22 protein-coding genes are annotated in these 21783 nt (G+C 34.1%); 16 read left to right on the plus strand and 6 right to left on the minus strand.

What is annotated here, in order from left to right; translation table 11 throughout:
• Positions 1-77 precede the first annotated feature (77 nt).
• From E4N80_RS04460 to E4N80_RS04470, 3 genes are read left to right on the plus strand one after another with little or no spacing between them, the layout of a single operon-like run.
• Positions 78-383 (plus strand): YbaB/EbfC family nucleoid-associated protein, encoded by a 306-nt coding sequence (locus tag E4N80_RS04460; RefSeq protein ID WP_253700671.1) that lies wholly within the window; start codon positions 78-80, stop codon positions 381-383.
• Between the two features lie 17 nt (positions 384-400).
• Complete coding sequence (gene recR, locus E4N80_RS04465) at positions 401-988, plus strand: recombination mediator RecR (protein ID WP_253700672.1); 588 nt, start codon at positions 401-403, stop codon at positions 986-988.
• A 19-nt stretch (positions 989-1007) separates the two neighbouring features.
• Entirely contained in the window at positions 1008-2690 is a 1683-nt protein-coding gene (locus tag E4N80_RS04470; RefSeq protein WP_253700673.1) for a diphosphate--fructose-6-phosphate 1-phosphotransferase, read from the plus strand.
• A gap of 59 nt (positions 2691-2749) precedes the next feature.
• Here E4N80_RS04470 and lplA read toward each other — a convergent pair whose 3' ends face one another.
• Positions 2750-3745, minus strand: coding sequence for a lipoate--protein ligase (gene lplA / locus E4N80_RS04475; protein ID WP_010697342.1), 996 nt, complete (start codon positions 3743-3745; stop codon positions 2750-2752).
• 331 nt (positions 3746-4076) lie between these two features.
• Between lplA and E4N80_RS04480 the strand changes: the two genes are divergently transcribed.
• The 7 genes from E4N80_RS04480 (at position 4077) to E4N80_RS04510 (ending at position 9750) form a co-directional block, all read left to right on the plus strand.
• The gene (locus E4N80_RS04480; RefSeq protein WP_253700674.1) at positions 4077-4394 is read left to right on the plus strand and encodes a hypothetical protein; all 318 of its coding nucleotides are present in this window, start codon (positions 4077-4079) and stop codon (positions 4392-4394) included.
• A 127-nt stretch (positions 4395-4521) separates the two neighbouring features.
• Positions 4522-5265, plus strand: a complete 744-nt coding sequence (locus tag E4N80_RS04485) for a hypothetical protein (protein WP_253700675.1) — start codon at positions 4522-4524, stop codon at positions 5263-5265.
• A gap of 466 nt (positions 5266-5731) precedes the next feature.
• The gene (locus tag E4N80_RS04490) at positions 5732-6175 is read left to right on the plus strand and encodes a hypothetical protein (RefSeq protein ID WP_010697351.1); all 444 of its coding nucleotides are present in this window, start codon (positions 5732-5734) and stop codon (positions 6173-6175) included.
• A 105-nt stretch (positions 6176-6280) separates the two neighbouring features.
• Positions 6281-7468, plus strand: a complete 1188-nt coding sequence (locus E4N80_RS04495; RefSeq protein WP_253700676.1) for an RHS repeat-associated core domain-containing protein — start codon at positions 6281-6283, stop codon at positions 7466-7468.
• Between the two features lies 1 nt (position 7469).
• On the plus strand, positions 7470-8360 hold the full coding sequence (locus E4N80_RS04500) for a hypothetical protein (protein WP_253700677.1): 891 nt from the start codon (positions 7470-7472) through the stop codon (positions 8358-8360).
• 229 nt (positions 8361-8589) lie between these two features.
• Complete coding sequence (locus E4N80_RS04505; RefSeq protein WP_245608893.1) at positions 8590-8958, plus strand: hypothetical protein; 369 nt, start codon at positions 8590-8592, stop codon at positions 8956-8958.
• Between the two features lie 222 nt (positions 8959-9180).
• Positions 9181-9750 carry a hypothetical protein gene (locus tag E4N80_RS04510; protein ID WP_253700678.1) on the plus strand — a complete coding sequence of 190 codons (570 nt, stop codon included), beginning with the start codon at positions 9181-9183 and terminating at the stop codon, positions 9748-9750.
• 58 nt (positions 9751-9808) lie between these two features.
• Here E4N80_RS04510 and E4N80_RS04515 read toward each other — a convergent pair whose 3' ends face one another.
• The gene (locus E4N80_RS04515) at positions 9809-10066 is read right to left on the minus strand and encodes a type II toxin-antitoxin system RelB/DinJ family antitoxin (protein ID WP_010697354.1); all 258 of its coding nucleotides are present in this window, start codon (positions 10064-10066) and stop codon (positions 9809-9811) included.
• Between the two features lie 181 nt (positions 10067-10247).
• Here E4N80_RS04515 and lipA point away from each other — a divergent pair, with 181 nt between their 5' ends.
• From lipA to E4N80_RS04540, 5 genes are all read left to right on the plus strand, one after another.
• A complete protein-coding gene (gene lipA, locus E4N80_RS04520; protein ID WP_002682974.1) occupies positions 10248-11099 on the plus strand; it encodes a lipoyl synthase in 852 nt (283 codons plus the stop codon).
• Positions 11100-11101: 2 nt separating this feature from the next.
• Entirely contained in the window at positions 11102-12457 is a 1356-nt protein-coding gene (miaB, locus tag E4N80_RS04525; protein ID WP_253700679.1) for a tRNA (N6-isopentenyl adenosine(37)-C2)-methylthiotransferase MiaB, read from the plus strand.
• A gap of 21 nt (positions 12458-12478) precedes the next feature.
• Positions 12479-13336, plus strand: a complete 858-nt coding sequence (locus E4N80_RS04530) for a hypothetical protein (RefSeq protein ID WP_253700680.1) — start codon at positions 12479-12481, stop codon at positions 13334-13336.
• 284 nt (positions 13337-13620) lie between these two features.
• Entirely contained in the window at positions 13621-14472 is an 852-nt protein-coding gene (locus E4N80_RS04535) for a hypothetical protein (RefSeq protein ID WP_253700681.1), read from the plus strand.
• Between the two features lie 3 nt (positions 14473-14475).
• A complete protein-coding gene (locus E4N80_RS04540) occupies positions 14476-15135 on the plus strand; it encodes a metallophosphoesterase (protein ID WP_253700682.1) in 660 nt (219 codons plus the stop codon).
• Here the strand turns inward: E4N80_RS04540 and E4N80_RS04545 are convergent.
• Genes E4N80_RS04545 through glgA form a run of 4 tightly spaced genes read right to left on the minus strand, consistent with a single transcriptional unit; the run spans position 15130 to position 20827 of the window.
• Positions 15130-16545 (minus strand): NFACT RNA binding domain-containing protein, encoded by a 1416-nt coding sequence (locus tag E4N80_RS04545; RefSeq protein ID WP_253700683.1) that lies wholly within the window; start codon positions 16543-16545, stop codon positions 15130-15132. The genes E4N80_RS04540 and E4N80_RS04545 overlap by 6 nt on opposite strands.
• On the minus strand, positions 16545-18794 hold the full coding sequence (locus tag E4N80_RS04550; protein ID WP_253700684.1) for a TIGR03545 family protein: 2250 nt from the start codon (positions 18792-18794) through the stop codon (positions 16545-16547). The genes E4N80_RS04545 and E4N80_RS04550 overlap by 1 nt, the downstream gene beginning before the upstream one ends.
• 1 nt (position 18795) lies before the next feature.
• On the minus strand, positions 18796-19314 hold the full coding sequence (locus tag E4N80_RS04555) for a DUF2062 domain-containing protein (protein ID WP_253700685.1): 519 nt from the start codon (positions 19312-19314) through the stop codon (positions 18796-18798).
• A gap of 37 nt (positions 19315-19351) precedes the next feature.
• On the minus strand, positions 19352-20827 hold the full coding sequence (gene glgA, locus E4N80_RS04560) for a glycogen synthase GlgA (protein WP_253700686.1): 1476 nt from the start codon (positions 20825-20827) through the stop codon (positions 19352-19354).
• 170 nt (positions 20828-20997) lie between these two features.
• Here glgA and E4N80_RS04565 point away from each other — a divergent pair, with 170 nt between their 5' ends.
• Positions 20998-21747, plus strand: a complete 750-nt coding sequence (locus tag E4N80_RS04565; RefSeq protein WP_253700687.1) for an SIMPL domain-containing protein — start codon at positions 20998-21000, stop codon at positions 21745-21747.
• Positions 21748-21783 lie beyond the last annotated feature (36 nt).

Genomic DNA, 21783 nt, shown 5'->3' on the forward strand with positions numbered 1-21783 from the left:
CTTGTATTATTTATAAAAAAATGTTAATCTTAGGTGAAGTTATTTACAATAAAAAAGTATTTATGAGGAGTAACAAATTGAATCCTTTTGATATTATGAAAAATGCAAAAGAAATTCAAGCAAAAATTGCTAATATTAAATCAGACCTTGATCAAGAAGTTGTTGAAGGTGTATCGGGCGGAGGTCTTGTAAAAATCCGTTTAAAAGGCAGTTTTGAAGTTGAATCTATCTTCCTTGATCCTATAGCTGTAGATAATCGTGATGTTCCTATGCTTCAGGATTTAGTCAGGGCTGCTCATAATGATGCAGTGGCAAAATTAAAAGAACTTTTACAAAATAAACTTGGGCCCCTTGCAAGTTTTGCAGGCGGTTTACCTTTTTAAAAGAGGTATTAAATTAGATGAATGCTATTGATTCCGTTATAGACTCATTTTCCCGCCTTCCCGGTATAGGTCATAAGAGTGCTGCCCGCATCGCCTATCATCTTCTAAAACAAGGGCCTGCGGATGCCTTGCGTTTAGCGGAAGCTGTTTCTACCTTACACGAGAAAATTCATCCTTGTACTATATGCGGTTCTTATACCGAAGATGAGACTTGTTCTATTTGTGCGGATGAAACAAGGGATAGGGCAACTATCTGTGTAGTAGGCTTTCCTCAGGATGTGAATACAATTTCTTCAATCCCTGAATATCGAGGTCTGTTTCATGTTCTGGGCGGACTTATAGCTCCCCTTGAAGGTATAGGCCCCGATCAATTACATATAAGCGAGCTTATCAGACGTATTCATGAAGGCGGAATTACAGAGGTTATTCTTGCAACCAACCCTACGATTGAAGGCGATACTACGGCCCTGTACATTCAAAAAATATTGCAGGACCTGCCTGTTAATATAACGAGGCTTGCCTCAGGCTTACCTGTCGGAGGCGATTTGGAATATGCCGATCGTTTAACCCTTGCAAGGAGTTTAAACGGCCGCATTAAATTTTAATTTTTATGGGAGAATAAAAATGAATGAATCCACAATGCAGAGATTGCGCTATAATTACGAACCGAAAATCCCAAAAGTATTTGCGGAACCTTTGAGTTTGATTAAGCCGGAAATAGGAGAGGCTACACACGCACAATCTAATCAGGCGGAATTAAAAGAAATATTCCCACATACTTACGGAATGCCCATTATAAGATTTGTAAAGGGAAAATCGGAACTAGAGCATAAGCCCTTAAAATTCGGTGTCATTCTTTCGGGGGGACAGGCTCCCGGAGGTCACAACGTAATTTCCGGTCTTTTTGATGCCCTAAAAAAAGGTAATGCAAATTCCAAACTTTACGGATTTTTAAGAGGCCCTGAAGGTTTGGTAAAAGGGCGTTATGTCGAAATAAAAAAAGCCTTAATCGATAAGTACAGAAATACGGGCGGCTTTGACATAATCGGGTCAGGAAGAACAAAGATAGAAACTGAGGAACAGATTGAAAGTTCTATTCAAAACGTAAAAAAATTAAAACTGGATGCCCTTATCATAATCGGAGGAGATGATTCGAATACAAATGCGGCTTTTTTGGCAAAATACTTTATTCAGGCAAAATTAGATACCAAGGTTATAGGCGTTCCAAAAACAATAGACGGCGACTTAAAAAATCAATACATCGAAACGTCCTTCGGTTTTGATACTGCAACAAAACTCTATTCGGAGTTAATCGGAAACATTTGCCGAGACGTAAATTCCGCACGTAAATATTGGCATTTTATAAAGCTCATGGGACGCTCTGCAAGCCACATAGCCCTTGAATGTGCTTTAAAAACCCAGCCCAATGTCTGCTTAATCGGTGAAGAACTGGCCGAAAAAAAGGTTACCTTACAGCAGGTTACGGATTACATTGTGGATATAATTGTAAAAAGATCCCAAAAAGGCGAAAACTTCGGGGTTGTTTTGGTTCCGGAAGGAATTATAGAATTTATCCCTGAAATGGATGAATTGATTGAAGAAATAAATGATATTATGGCTGAAAAGACTTCAGCCTTTTCAAAGCTAAAGACCTTTGCAGGAAAAAAATCTTGGCTTCAAAAACACTTGTCCAAAAAAGCCTTTGCTCTTTTTGACAACCTTCCCGAAAACATTTCTTTACAACTTTTAATGGATAGAGACCCCCACGGAAACGTTCAAGTTTCCCGCATTGAAACTGAAAAGCTTTTGATAGATTTGGTCACCAGAAAAATAACCGAGATGAAAAAGGAAGGTACATATAACGGAAAATTCAGTACCTATGCTCATTTTTTCGGATATGAGGGGCGCTCTGCCTTTCCTTCAAACTTTGATTCGGACTATTGTTATACCTTGGGCTTTACAGCCTTTTTATTGGCTCTTAACGGCTTTTCAGGTTATATAGCTTCGGTTAAAAACCTGACTGATGAGGTAGAACATTGGCTTCCTTGCGGCGTGCCTCTTTCCATGATGATGAATATGGAAAGAAGAAAGGGTAAGATGACTCCGGTTATAAAAAAATCCGTAGTCGATCTAAACGGTAAACCTTTTAAAACCTATGAAAAAAATAGGGATAAGTGGGCTGTCGAAACCCTTTACCGATTTCCCGGAGCAATTCAATATTTCGGAGACCTTGAAGTATGCGACATACCTACTAAAACCCTCTTACTCGAAAAAGGAAATTTAAAAGAAAAGAGAAAGAAAAAATAAATTGATTTTAAAAATAAAAGCACCGATTAAAAACCGGTGCTTTTTTAATTTGAAAGTTTTTACTTAAAAAACATTCCGATAAAATCTTTTTTTTCCAGATTTCCGAAGTAGGGTGTTAAATCAGTGTTTCTAAGTTTTTCTGTTAAAACATTTTCGGAATACTCGCAGCCGTTTAAAAGTTCTTCTAGTTCTGCCTTATCGGCTGTACCGAAAAAATCCCCGTGAATTTTTAAAGAATTTATTTTCATGTTTTCAACATTAAAAAATACTTCGATACTGCCTATTGGAAAACGCTCGTAGTGAGAATATTCTGCCTTTGGAGAGGCTCCGTAATTCCATTCTTTACGGGAAAATCTTTCCTCATAAATTTTCATAACGCCTTTAAGTTCTTCTTCCGAAAGTTTATATTCTACAGGCTCTTGGTTTTCAACTTCAAAGATTGCTTTTAAAAGTTCGTCTTTAAATTGGTCAACTGTAATATCGCGTTTTAAATATGGTTTTATATTTGTTACCCTTGAGCGGACACTTTTTACGCCTTTCGATTCAAGTTTTTCTTTTCGGACAGTCAAGGCTTTGGAAAGGGCTTCCATTTCCACATTAAAAAGAATGGAGCCGTCACTTAAAACCCGTCCCTGCCAAACCGACTGAGACGCCCCTATACATTTTTGCCCTTCAATCGTAACATCGTTTCTGCCTGAAAGCTCTGCATCAACTCCGATTTTTTTTAAAGCATTTACAATCGGAATATAATATTTTTTAAAATCAATCTTTTCGTTTCCCTTTGTTTTTGTAACAAAAGAAAAGTTTAAGTTTTCGAGGTCTTGATAGATGGCTCCTCCGCCCGTAATGCGTCTGACAACCTTTATACCATTTTCGTTTATATATTTTTCGTTTATTTCCTGATAGGTGTTTTGATTTTTACCTAAAAGAATAGTGGGGCTGTTACTCCATAAAAAAACATATTCCTCATTTTCCAAAGGAAGGTTCCTAAAGCAATACTCTTCAAAAGCCATATTATATTCGGGGTCATGCGAATTGTTAACTATGTATTTCATGGAAAGCTATTATAATAAAAAAATAATTTTATGCAAGAGCTTGACAACTCAATATTATGTATGGTAGAGTTTAAATGTAGATATTATCGGAAGCTATGCACTTGTAGGAGAAGAGGATGTTTATGTGTTGGATATATTCAAAGGAAAAAAGATATTTTATATAAATCGTAATTATGATAATACTGCAATTAAATATTTACTTTTTGATTTGAAAGAAAGTAAGTTTCTTGATAATGGAGATCTTGTAATTGCTTATTATAACTTGTCTATGGAAAAAGTATATGAATTAATAAATAAGAATGATTTTATGAGGTTTTGAAGGCGTAAGATTATGAAAAAATTTGGAATATGTATTATAATATTGACTATAATATTTGTAATTCTGGCTAGAACAGATAAATATTATGCTAGTAAGAATTTACTTTTTGATACAGCAGATATTATAAATGGTAATTATTATTTAACTACTAAAGAGAATATGGAAGATGTTCAGGTATCAGTTTTACGGTGGTACTATACTAACATGGTAGTTAGTATTTTATTAGTGTTATGGATTTTAACAGGCTTATTGTTTTTATATGTAATGGGCCGACATGTATTGCCTTATTTTTGGTATAAAAAATATGATCATATATTTGATGAAACTTGATTTTTGTGTGCTGTTAGAATAAACAGTTTGGCTATATATTATTGTAAATGATGGATGGAAAAGGGAATGCACAAGTTGAAGAGAATCTTAAAGATTTCCAGTAATACCAGTAAAATAGGTGGGGTGTATGCTTAAACTTGATATTGCAATTGTAGTAAGACATCCGATACTGCCTGCTCGTGATATAAAACTTATTTTTGATATTAAAGCAGCTGCTGAACACTCTGTTAATGAAGTACGAGTTTCAGCCTCCGGTAAAAAATGCGGAAATTTCAGGGAATCTTATGTTCGCTATGATGTTGTTCCTGAAATACTAAAGGGGAATAATCATGATATTATCATTCGTGATTTGAATACATATTTTAAATCGAAAGTGAAGGATAGACAAAAACTTGAATCATTTTTGCAAAGCGGCGGGAATGTAACCTATGAAGTTTATCTGGATAAAATACATAATGAAAATATATTTGAATTGTCTCCACGGATTTTAGATGAATGTGCTGATTTAGGTATACCATTATGTTTGAGTATGTTGATGGCGAGTGAAAATATAGTCTCTAAAAATACAGATTATAAGGCTCTGGATTTTATAACCGTTTCCATTGAACAGCCAATACCAAATAATGGGGTAGTTTATTATGCACATGAGTTCTCGTTAACTGAGGATACTTATTTAGAGAATGAAATTGATATGGCTATTAGTTTTTATAAAAGACATATTGTTGATATGTGTCTATCTATAAAAAAAGAAAAGGTACGGTGTAAAATAACATTATGTCTAAAGACTTATTATCATTACGCTTTTGAACTTTCTTCCGAGATATGTAAGATATGTGCTGAGTTGAATATTGGAGTCATGGTATGTTTTTAATTAATTTATGCGACAGGGAAAGCGGTATTAACTACCTGCGGAAAACTATGGACTTCTAAGTTAGAAAGTTATATGCTGTTTTGCCGACTCTTGCTTATTTTTATATTTTGTGTAATAATAAAAACTATAAGAAGGCTTCGGAATTCTTAAGGGCAAGATGTTCGCTCCGCCCTTTTAAACAGCGGTTTTGAAGACAGGAAGGGCATAGGGAAGGGGAACAACCAACAACGTTTCGAGGTAAAGAAACTTTTATCTGACAAAAGTGTCTTTCCTTCCCTTTAACTATGTGGATCCGGATGGAAAAAAACATTTGATGGTAGGTGTTGGGGAATTTTCTAATGATCCAATAACAGAAAATGCATTAAGGAGACAATTGTAGTATAATGAAAGGCTTACACATTGATAATAAAATATTTCTAAAAAAGATAATGCAACTATTTCTGTAATTAGTGAGTAATTGGTGAATATGAGTTGCAAGATAATTATTGAACGTGATGAAATAGTAAATGGTTACTCTAAACAGTTATTAAATATTGCAAAAATAAAACATATTAATTTAGATGTTTTTTTTCAAGCCTATAAAGGTATTGAGGGGATTGTAGTGGATAGAGAAAGTATTTACTCTAACTGTATTTGTGTAGATCAAAACCATAATATAAATAATAAATGTTATGGATTTGATGTAGGAATTCTTGATATTGATTATTATTCCTTTTCTTCAATATACAATGAGATAATTTTTTCCTCATATGATTTTTTTTATAAATACAAAGAGAATCTTAATAATTTTTTTCTTTTTCCGACATATTATGAGGCTTCTCAATTTTTAAACTTTCATAAGCAAATATATGAAGAAGGAAATGATGTTGAACATACGGATTTACTTAGTATTTATAGGATATTAAAATAAATTGTATAAATAGTTGAAATATGGTATTATGTGAGAAAATAAAAAACTTGAAGGAAAGAGTAACAAGTAATTGATAAAACCGTTGAGAGGAAAATAGATAAAATAATGAAAACAAAAACTTGTCTTTATCCACAGCCTAACTCTCTCATTCCCCGGACAGCGATTGAAAGGGAGCAAAAGCAATTTATACAAATTGCTTTTGCTGTACATCTTTCCGCAGCAATTTCTGCGGAAAGATACCGAAGCGACAGCGTAGCCCTGAAAAGAGCGGTGTTCAATTTTGTTTTCTTCGTAATGCTAAAAAACAAAATTGAGCAGTCCGCCAAAACAAAACTATTACTAAACAGCCCCACTGACATGCCTTTTGGAAATAGGTGGAGCAGATACAAGGAGCCTAGTAAAAATAAAGCGGAGGCGTATCGGGTATACGTCGAGCATTTATTTTTACGTAGCGACGCAGGAGATGCCCGCATATTTTCAAAAGAAGAGACGGGGTTGTACTATTACGGAGCGCGGTACCTTGATCCGAAATATTCGAGGTGGCTATCTGGAGATCCTGCGTTAAATGATTACATACCAAAAGCACCCATTGACGATGAGGCGAAGAAGCATAACGAGAATTTACCCGGAATGGGAGGAGTGTTTAATACTGTCAATCTTCACGTTTATCATTATGCAGGGAATAATCCGATTAAGTATACCGATCCTGATGGGGAATCTGTTGTAGTAGTTACTGCTGTTGTTGTTTGGGGTGTAAATGCTTTATTATTAATGATTGGCGTGCATCATGTTGCAAGTTCAAATAAAGGTGACAAATTATATCAGCAAATAGCAAATGGCAATACCAAAGAATTCTCATCAACAGACCTATATGATTTATATAAATCAGGAAGAGGTAGAAATGTTACGTTATCTCAAGTTGGTTTATCAAGTAAGATTCAAAAAGCTGTTGCATCGAATCCAGCACTTACAAAAAATAAGGGTAGTGTTCAATCAAGATTTATTAATCAGTTAAAGAGTGGGGGAGCCGATGAAAAATTTGAAAGAACTTATGATTTTGGATCGGTTGTATTTGCTATAGGAGGAGCAACGGTTAGCGGTCAATTCGATGGTACTGTTACAAAAAATGAGAATGGAACAACGCATATTGAAGGAACAATTACTTATTCGTTCCATGATACATTTACTGATCCATACGATACATTTAATGTTACAACAGGAGAATTTAATCCCGATGGAAAACCGTATGAAATAACTGAAACTTGGACTGTAAAAATTAATGGAGATTACTAGGATGACAAAAAAACAGATTGTGATTTGTCTCCTAGCAATTACTCTTGCTATGACGGCAAGTCATTTGGTTGAAATATTTTTTTTAACAGCTAAAATTGCCCATGGATATGAGGTGCATCAAAATATTTTATTAGATCGTTGTGACTTATATGGACAAGATAGAGGTTGTATTGTAAAGGGGGTCTTGGACTGGATTGTAAAAAGAGGATATATATATGGCTTTTGTGATGAGAAAGCAGCAAGGTGGTTTATATATAATACAAAAACAAAAAAGTTATGGTTGTTTAATGTTGAAGTCGATTTCAATAATAAGCTTAATGAATTGCATTTATCTTTTACAATGAGTGATACAAGGTGGATATATGATTATTCGAATGGCATATATCGGCATTTACATCTTGATGAACAAGAAGCTTTTCGTAAATTATCTGCTCACACCAAGATTCAAAAAATATTAGAAGAATATAGATATGACAATGGTGATTTTCCGCGGTTGTTTTTGTATGATTACGCAAATATTCTTACAGAAGATTTAGAAACCAATATACCGATATTATTTACATATCTTAATCAATTTGATATGTACCCTGTGACAGAAGCAGATCAAGGTTATAATATAATTGAATGGATATTATTTGATTATTTTTATATAAACGATGATTTATTAAACCAAGATGATTTAAATACATTTTGTACAATAACACAGCGGAAAATAGATGCATATTTAAAAAAATATAAAACGATTGATAAACGGATTATTTTAGCGGAGAAGCATATCAATAGTATAAAAAAAGGTAGGTTTAATACTTTGCAGAGTACACCGCAAATGCTGTATGAAAAATATACAGCATTAGGGTATAATGATTTAATTGTTGAACAAGATTCCGATTAGAGGTTATGACGGTATAGAAGGAAAAAAAAGTATTTTTTAGATGAGAATAAGAAATAATTGCCAGCATTTAAATAATTTTCTCCATTGGACAGCGATTAAAGCGGAAATCCTTTTTGTGGTGTGTTTAAGCAATTGCGTAAAGAATTAAAAGGTATGCGTATTTTGCTTAAAGAAGAGCCCAATACTTGATCGGTTCATATTTTATTATTTTGGAGGTGTATAAAATTATATGGAAGATTTTATGGGTAATTTTATATTATTTATGTTTATTTTTGTTATGGTGAATTTAGGATCGATTGCAAAATCGGCGCTTTTGCATAATGAATCTTGGAATGAAATAATAAGGACAAATATAATTCTAAGTATAATTATGATTTTATGGTATTGGCCTGCCGTATATGACATAGAACTGAATATTTTCTTATTTTTATTTTCTTGCTTTGTATTTGGTGTAATGATGATAGTACTATGTATTATTAAGAAAAAATATGAAAAACACCGAGAAGGAGTGAATGAAGATCTTTTTTTAGTTGGCGGTATATTTATCTTTACAATTGTAAAGTATATATTTAAAATAAAATTAGTTGATTGTTTTTAATAAATATATTATAAGTGGAATCATAAATGACTAGATGTATTAGATATTTTGATAAAATTTCTGAAGAATATGTAGGTATGTTAAGTAAATTTTTAAAGATAATATATTACCAAATCCTATTATTGAGGCTTGGTATAATGCTAGTGAAAAAACTGAGTCGATTAATGATTATGCAGCAAATTAGATAGAGCATTATTATAAAACAGGAGAAATTGAGTAAAAATGAAGAATTTTTTTTTAATTTTGTTTTTTATTTTAATAATTATGGAAGTTAATACAATGTTTTCTGGAATTATTTTTTGGGATATATCTATTAAAGATTCTGATATTAAAAAATTAGATAAGAATGATATTGTTATGTGTTTAAAAGAGAAAATAAATATAATTTATGCAATAGAGGAATCAAAAATATTATCATATTTTTATGATAAGCATTGCATAGAAGTTAATTGTGATGTTAACCTCGAAGATTTGAAAGCTAATATGAAGGGATTTAATGACTTATTATTTTCATTTGTTATTGATGATATGATTGTTTTTACTGGTATAAATAGAATTGGAAGACCACCATTAGCTGCAAAAAATATGTATGATGATGAATTTATTAAGTTATTTGAAGTTAGATATATAAATAAATATTATTTAGTTTTTTCTAATACTCCATATTCAGTATTATATAGTATTAAAAGTGTAGCTAATTCTGATAATGGTAAAATCAAAAAAGAATATGCTATATTATATAATTTTTTTATTAAGAGAAAAAAGTTAAGAATGAATTTTTCGGAAAATTAGTGCTAAAGTAAAAAATTATATTATTCAAATTTTATCTCAGAGTTTTTCTTAGGCAAAACTACACCTCAACAAGTTCACGAATTGAATGCTGCCCTGTTTCCATTTGAGTTTTAGAATGTTCCAAAGCTTTTATATTTTTTTCCGAATAAAAAGAATTATCTTGAACAATTTCAAATGGAATTTTACGCTGTATTAAAGTTTGTTTTAAAAATATACGTATTGCAGTTGTAGTATCCATTCCTATTGATTCAAAAAAAGCATCCGCATCCTGTTTTAGAGTTTTATCTATCCGTGTCTGTAAAACTGCTGTTTTCATATTTACCTCTTATTAGCAATATACTACAAAAGCAATAAAAAAGCAATACTTTTGCATAAATGCTTTTCATTAAAAAGTATAAAGAAATTTACTGTGATACTGTGAGAGTAATTATAATATCTAGACTTTTTTATGATTTTAATCTATAATCAATAAAATTATGAATTTTAAGGCTGGGTTTATGACTTGTAATCAAAGAAAACCTGATTGGTTAAAAATAAAACTTCCTACCGGAGAACTTTCACAGGAAGTATCGAATACAATAAAAATACATAAATTAAATACTATATGTACCAGCGGTAAATGTCCCAATCAGGGAGAATGTTGGAGGTGCGGAACTGCAACATTTATGATTTGCGGAAATATCTGTACGCGGGCATGTAAATTCTGCAATGTGCCTACCGGTTGCCCCTTGCCCCTAAATCCTAATGAGCCGATGGAAATAGCTCAATCGGTTGAAGCTTTAAAATTAAAACATGTAGTTTTAACCTCGGTAGATAGGGACGATATAAAAGATTTTGGAGCTTCCCACTGGGTAAAGGTTATAAGAGCCGTAAAACAAAAAACACCGAATGTTACAATGGAAGTTTTAATTCCCGATTTTCAAGGCCATGAAGATTTGGTATCGATGATTATTGAAGCAAAACCGGAGGTAATTTCTCATAATCTTGAAACGGTACGCAGGCTTTCTCCCCATGTCAGAAGCAGGGCTACGTATGACACCTCTCTCAAAGTTTTAAAACAAATTGCAGACTCCGGCTTGGTATGCAAATCCGGTATTATGTTGGGGCTTGGTGAAACAAGGGATGAAATTTTAGAAACGATGGACGATTTACGCAAAATAAACTGCAAAGTTATGACCATAGGCCAATACCTTAGACCCTCTGTAAAAAATATTGAGGTTAAAGAATATGTAAGGCCTGAAGTCTTTGAAGAATATAAACAAATAGGCTTGGAAAAAGGCTTTTCTTTTGTGGAAAGCGGTCCCCTTGTTCGTTCCAGTTATCATGCCGAAAAACATGTGTTGAGCTAAATATGACTTACTTTTTTGAAACATACGGCTGTCAGATGAATCAGGCTGAATCATCCTCAATGGAACAGATTCTGCTCGAAAAGGGGTGGACGAATTCCTCCGATGTCGAACACTGCGATTTACTTATAATAAATACTTGTTCCGTACGCATAACTGCCGAAAACAGGGTTCTCGGAAGGCTGGGGCATTTTTCAGGCTTGAAAAAAAAGCGGAAATTTTTTGTGCTTTTAATAGGCTGTATGGCTGAAAGGCTTTATACAGAAATACAAAAAGAATTCCCGCTCATCGATTATGTTGTCGGAATGTTTGAACGCAATCTTCTTCCTCAAATTTTTGATGAAATTAAAGCCCGCCTTAAAGATGATAATTATATGGCGGAGTTTACTCATAACAATATCGAAGAAAAACCAGTATCGGGTTATTATTTTGCGCCTCTTTCTCATTCGCCGAAGTCCTTTCAAAGCTATGTGCCCATTATGAACGGCTGCAATAATTTTTGCACTTATTGTATTGTGCCCTATGTTCGGGGCAGGGAAGTGTCGCGTCCCGTAAATGAAATATTGCAAGAAATTACCGAGCTTTCATCAAGGGGGGTAAGGGAAATTACCTTGCTCGGCCAAAATGTAAATTCCTATAAAGGAGAAGACGGGGAGGGGAGGGTAATCGATTTTCCAAAACTTTTAAGTCTTATAGCGAAAGAAGCGGATAAAACCGATATTATAAGATGGATACGCTTTATGTCGAGTCATCCTAAGGATATGTCCGATGCCTTAATCGACACAATCGCTGCCGAAAAAAGACTTTGCAAACTTGTTCATCTTCCGGTTCAGCACGGCTCCGATACAATTTTAAAAAGAATGAACAGGGTTTACACGGTTGAACATTATAAGAACAGAATAAAACGCCTAAAAGAAACCATACCCGATATAGCCTTGAGTACCGATATTCTGATGGGCTTCCCCGGTGAAACCGAAGATGATGTAAAGGCTACATTGGATTTGATGCAGGAAATAGAATTCGATTCGGCCTTTATGTATCATTATAATCCGCGTGAAGGAACAAAGGCTTTTAATTATCCTGACAGGATTCCTGAAGAAATAAAAATAGAAAGATTGGGCCGTGTAATCGACTTACAGCTAAAAATTACGGCAAAAAAAATGAAGGCTAAGCTCGGCAAAAAGGTAGACATCTTGGTTGAATCCCATTCGAGAAATGAAAAGTCTGAACTTTTCGGGCACACCGAACAAGGAGAGATGACCGTAATTCAGGGCAATCCTCCCGAATCCTTAATCGGAAATTTTGCCCATGCAGAACTAAAAGAACTAAAAGGAAAAACATTTAGAGCAAATCTTAGATAAAAAAAAGCATGGAGGTTAAATATGCGTAAATATTTTATATCGATTTTTTTTATTTTTTGTGTTTTTGGAATTTATTCTCAAAATTATTCTTTTGAAGTAGGCGATGACATAGTTGCTTTTACACAAAAAAATCCGCCGGAATATTTTATCAGTAGAGTTCAACTCATAAAAATGCCTGACGGTTTTCAAGAAATGATCGGCTATAAGGAAGTTATCACAAAAGAAGATACGAAATTTTTGGTATCGGGAAATAAGTTGGTAGGTGTTACCCAATATGTAAATGGAAAAGAAATCTGTCTATATGATATGGTAGGTGACGGAAAAATAGATATTATTTCTCCTTATCCAATTGTACCGGCTTGGGTAATCACGGATTCGGAATACAATAAAAAAAGTTCTAAAAATAACATTGATAAATATTTGGAAGAATTTTATAAGCTTTTTAACGGTAACGAAAACCCATACACAAGTAAAAAGCTAAACAAATTAATCGATAAAACAATGCAAGCAAGTACAGATATAAAAAATGAAAACAGGGATCTTATTTACGGAATATTTTTGTATTATGGACTTCAATCAATAAAAAATCCCTTTCTGGATTTTGCAAATATGAATATGGTTGAAAACACATATAAAGAACGCTTTAATAAGGGAGTGCATCCCTTAATTTACTTATGGATGATAGAAACTTTGATAAATGTTGGAGCTGATAAAAAAGACTTAGTGCTGCTGCTTAATGATGTCTTAAATTTATATCCTGATTTTATTCCTTTTCAAGTATATTCTTGGCAGCTGGAAAAGGATAAAAAAGTAAAAGAGAACAAATATAAAAACTTAAAAAATAAATATCCAAAGCATTGGATTGTAAAACAACTATAGAATTTTTATAAATATGTATACATTTTTATACTAAATTATTAAATAGTATAGAAATAATAATACATCTTAATAAAAAATATGGCTAACTCTCGACTAAATGGACTCACAAAACACCTCTATAAAACTTCCTATAATGTATGTTCTGTCTACTTATTCGGGGTTTTAATTGGATTGGGTGGATTTTAAAAGGTTTCATCTCCTCTTTTCTTTATCTTAAAATTTTGATATACTTTCTCATATTTATAAGCCCCTTTTCATTAAAAAGGAAAAATTGGAATTTTATTATGAAGAAAAAGCTTTTATTTTTTTTGATTTTTATAAGTATACCGTTCTCAACCTTTATTACTTCTTGCAGCAATGCTAAAGAAAAAGCAACCGTTTATGAAAAAATAAAACCTAAAAGGATTATAAAAAATAATATCCTCATTGTTCTTGGAAAAGATTATTATGAGCGGAAAGATATTTTAAAATATCTTGAAGATGAATATGCTCTTGGGAGTTCCGATTCTCATGTTCAAGTTTTACCCTATTCCGATATGGTAAAAGCGGCTAAACAACCTCGTCTTAGAATGATTAACGAAAAGATTGAAGAACAAAAAACCACAATACTTATTTCCATAGGTATACCTGAAGGCGGAGGCCGTTATCTGATTCAGGCTGCGGAGAATAATCCTAATCTTTCAATAATAAGCCTTTTGCCCATGGACGAAATTCTCCCATTGGAGGCATCCTCGGATATTGTAGTTGATTTTCAAATTCCTAAAGAGATAATGAATGAGGAAAAGGATTTTTTGATAAGCGATAATGAGGTTATGCTCTTACTTGTAGCGGCAATTTTTGCCGGTGAGGATATAAACGCTCATAACAAAAACATAAAGATTTTTCCGATAGAAGAATTTCAACAGGCTTTTTTTACGGCACAAACTATTTTAGGCAAGGAACTTTTTCCTAATCATTATACAATTAAACCGTATACTGATTCCGATACGGGACTTCAATCCCACAGATATCTTTTGATTTATAAGGATTTTGATGAAGGTCAGGAAACGGCGGATGATGATAAAGAAAACTCAGAAGAAAATGAAACGGAACATGACGGCATTATAAATCCGGATAAGCTTGAAGGAGGTGCTTAACCGGTGAACTCTTTGGAGTACTTTAATAAAGGGATTTTTGCATCTCCTGAAGCTCTTGAAAAACTAAAATCTGCCGAAAAAGCACGCCTTATTTTAATTTCGGACACACACGGTAATGTAGATACTATAATCGATATTTTGGGCCGCGAGGGAAAAAAATCCGATGCTGTTTTATTTTCAGGAGACGGCCTTGCAGATTTTTTAAATTATATAACGATTTCGCAATATGAAAAAGAGCTGATGGAATGTATGCCTCCTGTAGCAGCTCTCGTTATGGGAAATTGCGATTCAAAAAAATATGTTCTAAATTTAGATGCAAGAAAAACGGGAGCGGATTTCGGCTTTAAAAAAAATCCCGAACAGCATTTGGAATTTTTTGAATTTATCTTTTTAGAGGCTTGCCATAAAAAGATTCTTTTAACTCACGGGCATGAGTTCTATGTAGATTTTGAATTAAACACCCTTTTAAATTTTGCACGGCAGCAAGACTGCTCGCTTGCAGTTTTCGGCCATACCCACGTACCATTGATTAAAGAAGCAAACGGGATATTTTTGGTAAACCCCGGTTCGGTCTCAAGACCGCGAATGGGTTCAAATAAGAGTTATGGAATTTTAACGATGAGCAAAGATAAAAAGCCGTCAATGGAATTTAAAAATTTATAAGGCCGATATTTTTTCTTCTTCCAATTCTTTTAAGATTTTTTCATCCAGTTTTATTGAAAGATTTTTTTCGTGGGACGGAAGAACTGTTCCTTTGGGGGCGTTTTTTGCTCTGCGTAAATGTTTTACCTGAGTGGTATACAAATCTGCTTGTCCGTTTTTTCTCGCCTTTGAATAAAAGACTGCGAGGTTTCCGGCCTTAATCAAAACAGACAAAGGTATACTCTTCCCTGCCCTAGCCTTTATAAAAACATACCCGCCTGCATAATCCCTTGTGTGAAGCCAAAGGTCTGCACCCTTAACAAAATGACGCAGAAGCTCATCATTTTCGGCTGCCGTTCGGCCTACTAAAATAGTCCACCCTTCCGAAAAGAATTTTAAGCCCGGAGCGGTTTTCGTATTTTTTGCTTTTTGCTGAACCGGAATTTTTTCTTTTTGAAGAATTTTTTGAATTAAATAAGGGTTTTCTTCCGTTTTAATTTTTTCTATTTTTTCTTTTAGTTTTTCTATTTCTTTTTCGGCCGATATAATATCTTCTTCTAAAGCCTCTAAACCAGAAACGGCTTTTTTATATTTTTCGTAATAGAGATTTGCATTTTCTTGGGGTGTTTTTAGAGGATCCAAAGTAATATTTATTTTTGCACCGTTTTTTGTGTAATCTTCAAGTTCTATAAATTTCATTCCTTTTTTTATCAGATGAAGGTTTGAAAAAAGCAAATCCCCTGCATTTTTTAAACTTTGAGCATTTAAAAATTCTTCCCTTTTTGTTTTAAGTTTTGATAGAGCTTTTTCGATTTTTAATATTTTAGTTCCGTAAAGGTTTTCGGCTTCGTCCAGCAGGGCTTCTTTTGAAACCTTTGGAGCATTATTAATATACCATTCTTCTACAGCCTCATTAAAAGTTTTTGTTTTGTCATACTCGCGTACGCAATAATCTTGTTTTTTACTTTTTTGAGGTTCGGGAGTCAGCCAAGTTCCGCCTGATATTTCACCCTTCTTGGGCCGTCGGTAAAAAGCATCGATTATAAGGTTATTTTCATCGGTTAAAACTATGTTTGCAGCCCCGCTCCACAGCCTTAAATATAAAAAAAAGCCCCCTGCTCCGCTTGCAATATTAAGGCGTATAATTCTGTCTTCGTTGAGTTGTTCCGCTTTTAGGATTTTTCCGCCCTTGATTCTGGATTTTAAAAGCTCCATAAAACGCATAGGCTTATCGAATTTAGGAATTTTTTTATGTGTAGAATGAAGCCGGCATGCTCCGGCATCAAGAGAAATAAAAAGAGTAAGAGGCTTATCCTTATATAAATAAAAGACCAAGGCTGTATAAGAGGGCTGAATTATTTTTTGAATAAAATAGCCCTCTAATTTCAGCTCTTCAAGAATTAGATCTATTTCTTTATTGTTTAAGGACATTAAAACCCGAATCCTTTTAAAAGATCTTTTACCTTGTTTTCAGCTTCTTTTTTTACCTCGTTTTGTGCTTCTTTTATTTTTCCTGCGGCAATATCTTTTATACGTTTTTCGGCTTCAGCTTTCTTTTTGTCTAAGATTTTTTCATAATTTTTTACGTCATTAAGAAGTTTTTTAGCCTTATTTGCTGCCGACATAAAGGTGTCAATTTCTTTTTTATAAGTTTCTTTTTGCTCATCAAGCCATTTTTGTCCTTGCTTTAAAAGTTCTGCTTTTACTTTTTCAACTTGACGGGCAAATTCTTTTTTTAAGGCTGCCGCTATCTGATTATCTACATCCGTATCGATATCAAGTGTAAAATTTTCTCCCTTATTGATTGTAAGAGTTGTTTTTACGTTTATCTTTTTTATATCTGATAGAATGTTTTGGTAGATTTCAAAAACAAAGGCCGGTTCAAATTTTTGAACGGTAAGAACGCTTTTCATGATTTCCATATTTGCATTGATGACTACATCCTTATTTTTAGAAACCTTTACACCGCCTCCGGTTTTTAAGATACCTGTAAGAGAAGGAACGGCATCTGCCGGCGAAGGAATATCCATATCCAAGCCTTCAAATGTAAAATCGGTATCGACAAGCTCATTGGTATAGGAGCGTAAATCGATTATACCCTCTGCAGTTTCTTTTAATTTTCCGTGGGCTGCATTTAAATTAATTGTAAGAGGAATACCGAGTTTATCGTAATCATTAGTTATGGCCTTAGCTCTTCCTCCGATTTCAAAAACATCCTTTTCGGGATGATGACCTGAAAGAGAAATATTCCTTATTAAGAAAGTCGGAACCGAGTCTTTTCCGAAGATAAAGGTTTTTCCGGGAAGACGTTCCATAGCTTTCGATTTTTGAGCCAATGTAAGTTCCTTTTCTTGTTTAGGTTGTTTTTGAGAGTTTTGTAGAAGCTCCATTCCTTGAACAAAATAAGGATAATATGTACCAAGAGTATTTACTATAAAAGTGTTTATAAGATCGGCAACCAGTTTTTTACCGGTATCGATATTGATAGATTTTATTTGCCCTGCAATTTTGTTTAGGCGGTTTAAGTCACTTTTAATTGACTCGCCTGCTTCCCGTGCCAGCCGGTCAACATCATTTATATCGTTTTGAACATCATTAAAAAGACGGTTTGCCAAATCAAAATCATCCTGCCCTGTTTTAACTACTTTTTGAATAATTTCGATTAATTCTTGAAGTTGTTTTACATCATTAATATTATTTATGTCTATGGCCATTAGTTTTTGAACAGACTCAATGGTGTCTACAACCTGTTTTTCTACATCGTCCTTAGTCTTAATCCATTTTTGAGCCATCGGATCTACGGAATTTATAATTTTCTCTGTAATTTCCGGAGTTTTAAAAGCGGCTTTTTCGCGTTCAAGAATTTTTCGAGGATCTATTTGATCTTGAACGGCTTTTAAACCGCTGTCAACGGATACTTGGGATTGCACTTTTTTAAGTTCAGCATTGATAAGTTCCGTTATGGGGTTAGGCTTCTTGTTGGGATCTACAGGTTTTTGTTTTTTTGGAGGCAAGGCTCCGGAAGTTGTTCTTTCGGTATTCCATGTAAAACCTTCAATCGCCATATTTTCTGCAACAAATTTTCCTCGGCTTAATTCCAAAAGGTTAAAATAAAAGTCTATATTTTGGATCTCAAATAAATTACGCATGGGCTCTTTTTTATTTGCAACCTTATATCCTTGGATTCTAAACCTAGTGTTAAACAAGTCGAAGTCTACAAGGCTTACCTCACATTTTGCACCGAAGGCAGCTTCGGAGCCTCCGACTACAATTTTTTTTGCCAATACATTTCTAAAAATATATACAAAGAATAGAACGGCAAAAACGCAGGCTAAAGCACCCAGTACTGCCGGAAAATTTACCCTTCCCTTTTGTCTGCCTATTTCCAAAGCTATTTTGTTTATTCGTTTTAATTGGGTTTTATCGTTTATCTTTGTTTTATCGAATTCGAAATACTCTTTGTTTGTTTTTTCATCGATACTTGAAACTATAAAACCTTGGATAAAATCTTTATCTGCCGGTATGAAAATCTTTTTATAGATTTTTCGATTAAGAGATCTTTTTGTATAACGTTTTTTAAAAAGTTTTTTTACCTTTTCAAGTTTTTTAGCTTCTTTAGCGGCCCTTTTGGCTGCTTTTATTTCATCTTTTTGCAATGATTCGTTATTTTTATCCGTCATATTAAAAATTGTCCTTTATATCAGATATTTTTGTTAAGTGGCGAAGAAGCGGTATCTTACCTAAAAGGCCGACACCCTTTACATTTACAGCAGGCTGCATATATTTTCTATATTTTGCTACTATAATTCTTGTTAAGATGTATACAGGAGTATACAGTATAAGTCCCCAAATTATGCCTCCTAAGACCATTGTGTTTGAAAGCTTAAAAAGAGCTACAAAAGGAATGTTTTCTAAAGCGATAAAGATGGGGCGTAAAAATGGCAGTTGAACAGCCCAAAAACCTATATTGTTTATTAGTACATCCATAAATGGGGTTACAAACCCGAATAAAATAAAAGATATAAAAAAAGCTCCTTTATTTATGCGGATAAAAATAGACAAAAAAAACAAAAACGTAAATGTTAAATTATTTTTAGGTAATATTGCCAAAAAGAGGCCTAATGCAACGGCATGAGCTATATCACCCGGATGAGCATTTGCATTAATGGCTCTAAAAAATGAAGTTACATATTTTATCATAGAAATACGGTTTTAAACCTCCTCCTTTTCGTTTAGTCTATAACATGGAAGCTTTTTTTTCAATAGCATCGGCATATACTTTTAAATATTTTTCCGCGGCTATATTCCATCCGAATTTTTTACTCATGGCCTTGGTTCTCATCTTTTTTATATGATCTTTTTTATTATACCATGCATAAGCTGCCCAGCCTACAGTATCGTAAATACTTTGAGGACTTAAATAGTCAAGCACAAAACCCGTACCCTCGCCTGTTTCTTCATTATAGTTTTCTACCGTATCTGCGAGCCCTCCCGTCTTTCGGACTATGGGCAAGGTTCCGTAAAGGAGGGAATACATTTGGTTTAGACCGCATGGTTCATATCTTGACGGCATCAAGAAAAAGTCGCTTCCGGCTTCGATTAGATGGCTTAATTCTTCATTATACCCTATATAACATCTAAAATTAGGAAGCCTTTGTGAAAGAAAATTGAGTTCTTTTTCGCACCAAGATTCCCCCGCACCTAAAACAACCATTTGAAGCTTTATATCGGAACATATCTTAAAAGCCGAACCGTACATGGGCCCGAAAAGTTCTGAAATCCCCTTTTGATCAACCAATCGGCTTATCATGCCGAATACCGGAACTGAAGCATTTATTTCGAGACCGAATCTTTCCTGTAAAACAGCCTTATTTTTTTCTTTTTCTTCAAGGGTTTTAGAATTATATCGGTAAGGAATATACTCGTCTTTTGACGGATTCCATATTGAGGTATCTACCCCGTTTAAAATTCCTGTCAGTTCTTTTTCTCTGTAACGCAAAATACCGTCCATCCTAAAGCCGAATTCCGGGCGTTTAATTTCTTCCGCATAAGAAGGAGAAACGGTTGTAAGCATATCGGAGGAAGCAAGGGCTGCTTTTAAAAAGTTTATTCTATCCCAGTCTTCAAAGCCTGTAGCATAAAAGTCGTTCCAATCAAGGCCTGTGTCGGGAAAGGTATGCTTTGAATAAACACCTTGGTAACCCATATTATGAATGGTAAAAACACTTGCCGTATTTTTAAATTCAGTATTTTTTTCGGTAAAGCGTAAAAGTACGGGAACCAAGCCCGCAGCCCAATCATGCGCCTGTATAACATCGGGAATCCACGCCTGTTTTCGGCAAACTTGAAAAGCGGCATGGGCTAAAAGAGAAAATCTTTTCGTGTTATCGGAAAAATCAGGCTCAAAAGATGAACCGTAAACGCCATCCCTGCCGAAGGTTTGTTCATGGTCTATAAAATAAACCTTTACCTTTGAAGAAGGCAGGTTCGACTCATAAACGCCTACCCAGTGTTCATAAGGCCCCAGATGAACGGCCATAGCCCCCGGAATTTGTTTTAAGTTTTTTCGATCGATTTTATAATAGCGAGGTATTATGACTCTTACATCATGGCCTTTTTCTGCAAGAGCTATTGATAAAGCTGTAACGGCATCAGCCAAGCCTCCTACTTTTGCAAAAGGAACAAGTTCGCTTGTAACCATCATTATTTTCATAAGCTTCCCCTATAAAAACTTTTCCTATATATAATGATAACATAGTTTTATTGATTTTAAAAGACTATAACTAAAAAGTCGTAACTTTATAATATAAAATTTTGTTGTTTTACTGTACTTACAAATGCTTTTTCGGCTTTTGTAAGTGCTTGATTCTTTTGGAGGCTTTTATGAAAGATTCTATTATTAAGGGCATAAAACTTATCGGCGTTTTATGTATCGGTTTTGTTTTATTTGGAGCATGCAGTCCTCAAGCAAGTGAAAAGCGTTTTGTAAGCGTTACAGGACGATCTTCTATTTCCAAATCTCCTGATCAGGTTTCAATTTCGTTTTCGGTTTTTTCTAAGGATAGGGACTTATCTGCGGCAAAAAAGAAAAATGATGCTGCAATTTTAAAATTAAAAGAACTTTTTGAAAAATATAAAATCGAACAAAAAAATATAAGTATTGAACGCGTAAATATTACCCCTCGCTACAGATATAGAGACAACGGTGATGAATATTTTGACAGCTATGAAGTGGTACAAAACATAGCCGTTCTTCTTACAAAGATTGAAGACTACGAAGTCTTTTTAACCGACCTTTTAAATACTGGAGTCGATAGAATCTATAATGTAGGTTTTTCGGTTGCCGATATGAGAAAGCTTATGGACGAAGCAAGGGTAGAGGCCGTAAAAGCAGCTGAAGAAAAAGCTCTCCTTCTTTGTAAGGCAGCCCCCAACGGCGGAAAACCTCTTTCTTTGGGAAAAATAATCAGCATAAGCGAGGAACCTACAGGTATATTCCAACGAAACTATTATAATTATGCTGCCCAAAATATGAAAGAAGCCGCCGATTATGAGGCAGCAGGCGGAAATTTTTCTCCCATGGGACAGATTGAAGTTTCTGCAGAAATAAGCGTTGTCTTTGAATTGGAATAGTTATATGGGGAAGCTCTGTTGGAGCACAGCTATAAA

It is taken from the genome of Treponema denticola, from assembly GCF_024181605.1.
Taxonomy (GTDB): Bacteria; Spirochaetota; Spirochaetia; order Treponematales; family Treponemataceae; genus Treponema_B; species Treponema_B denticola_B.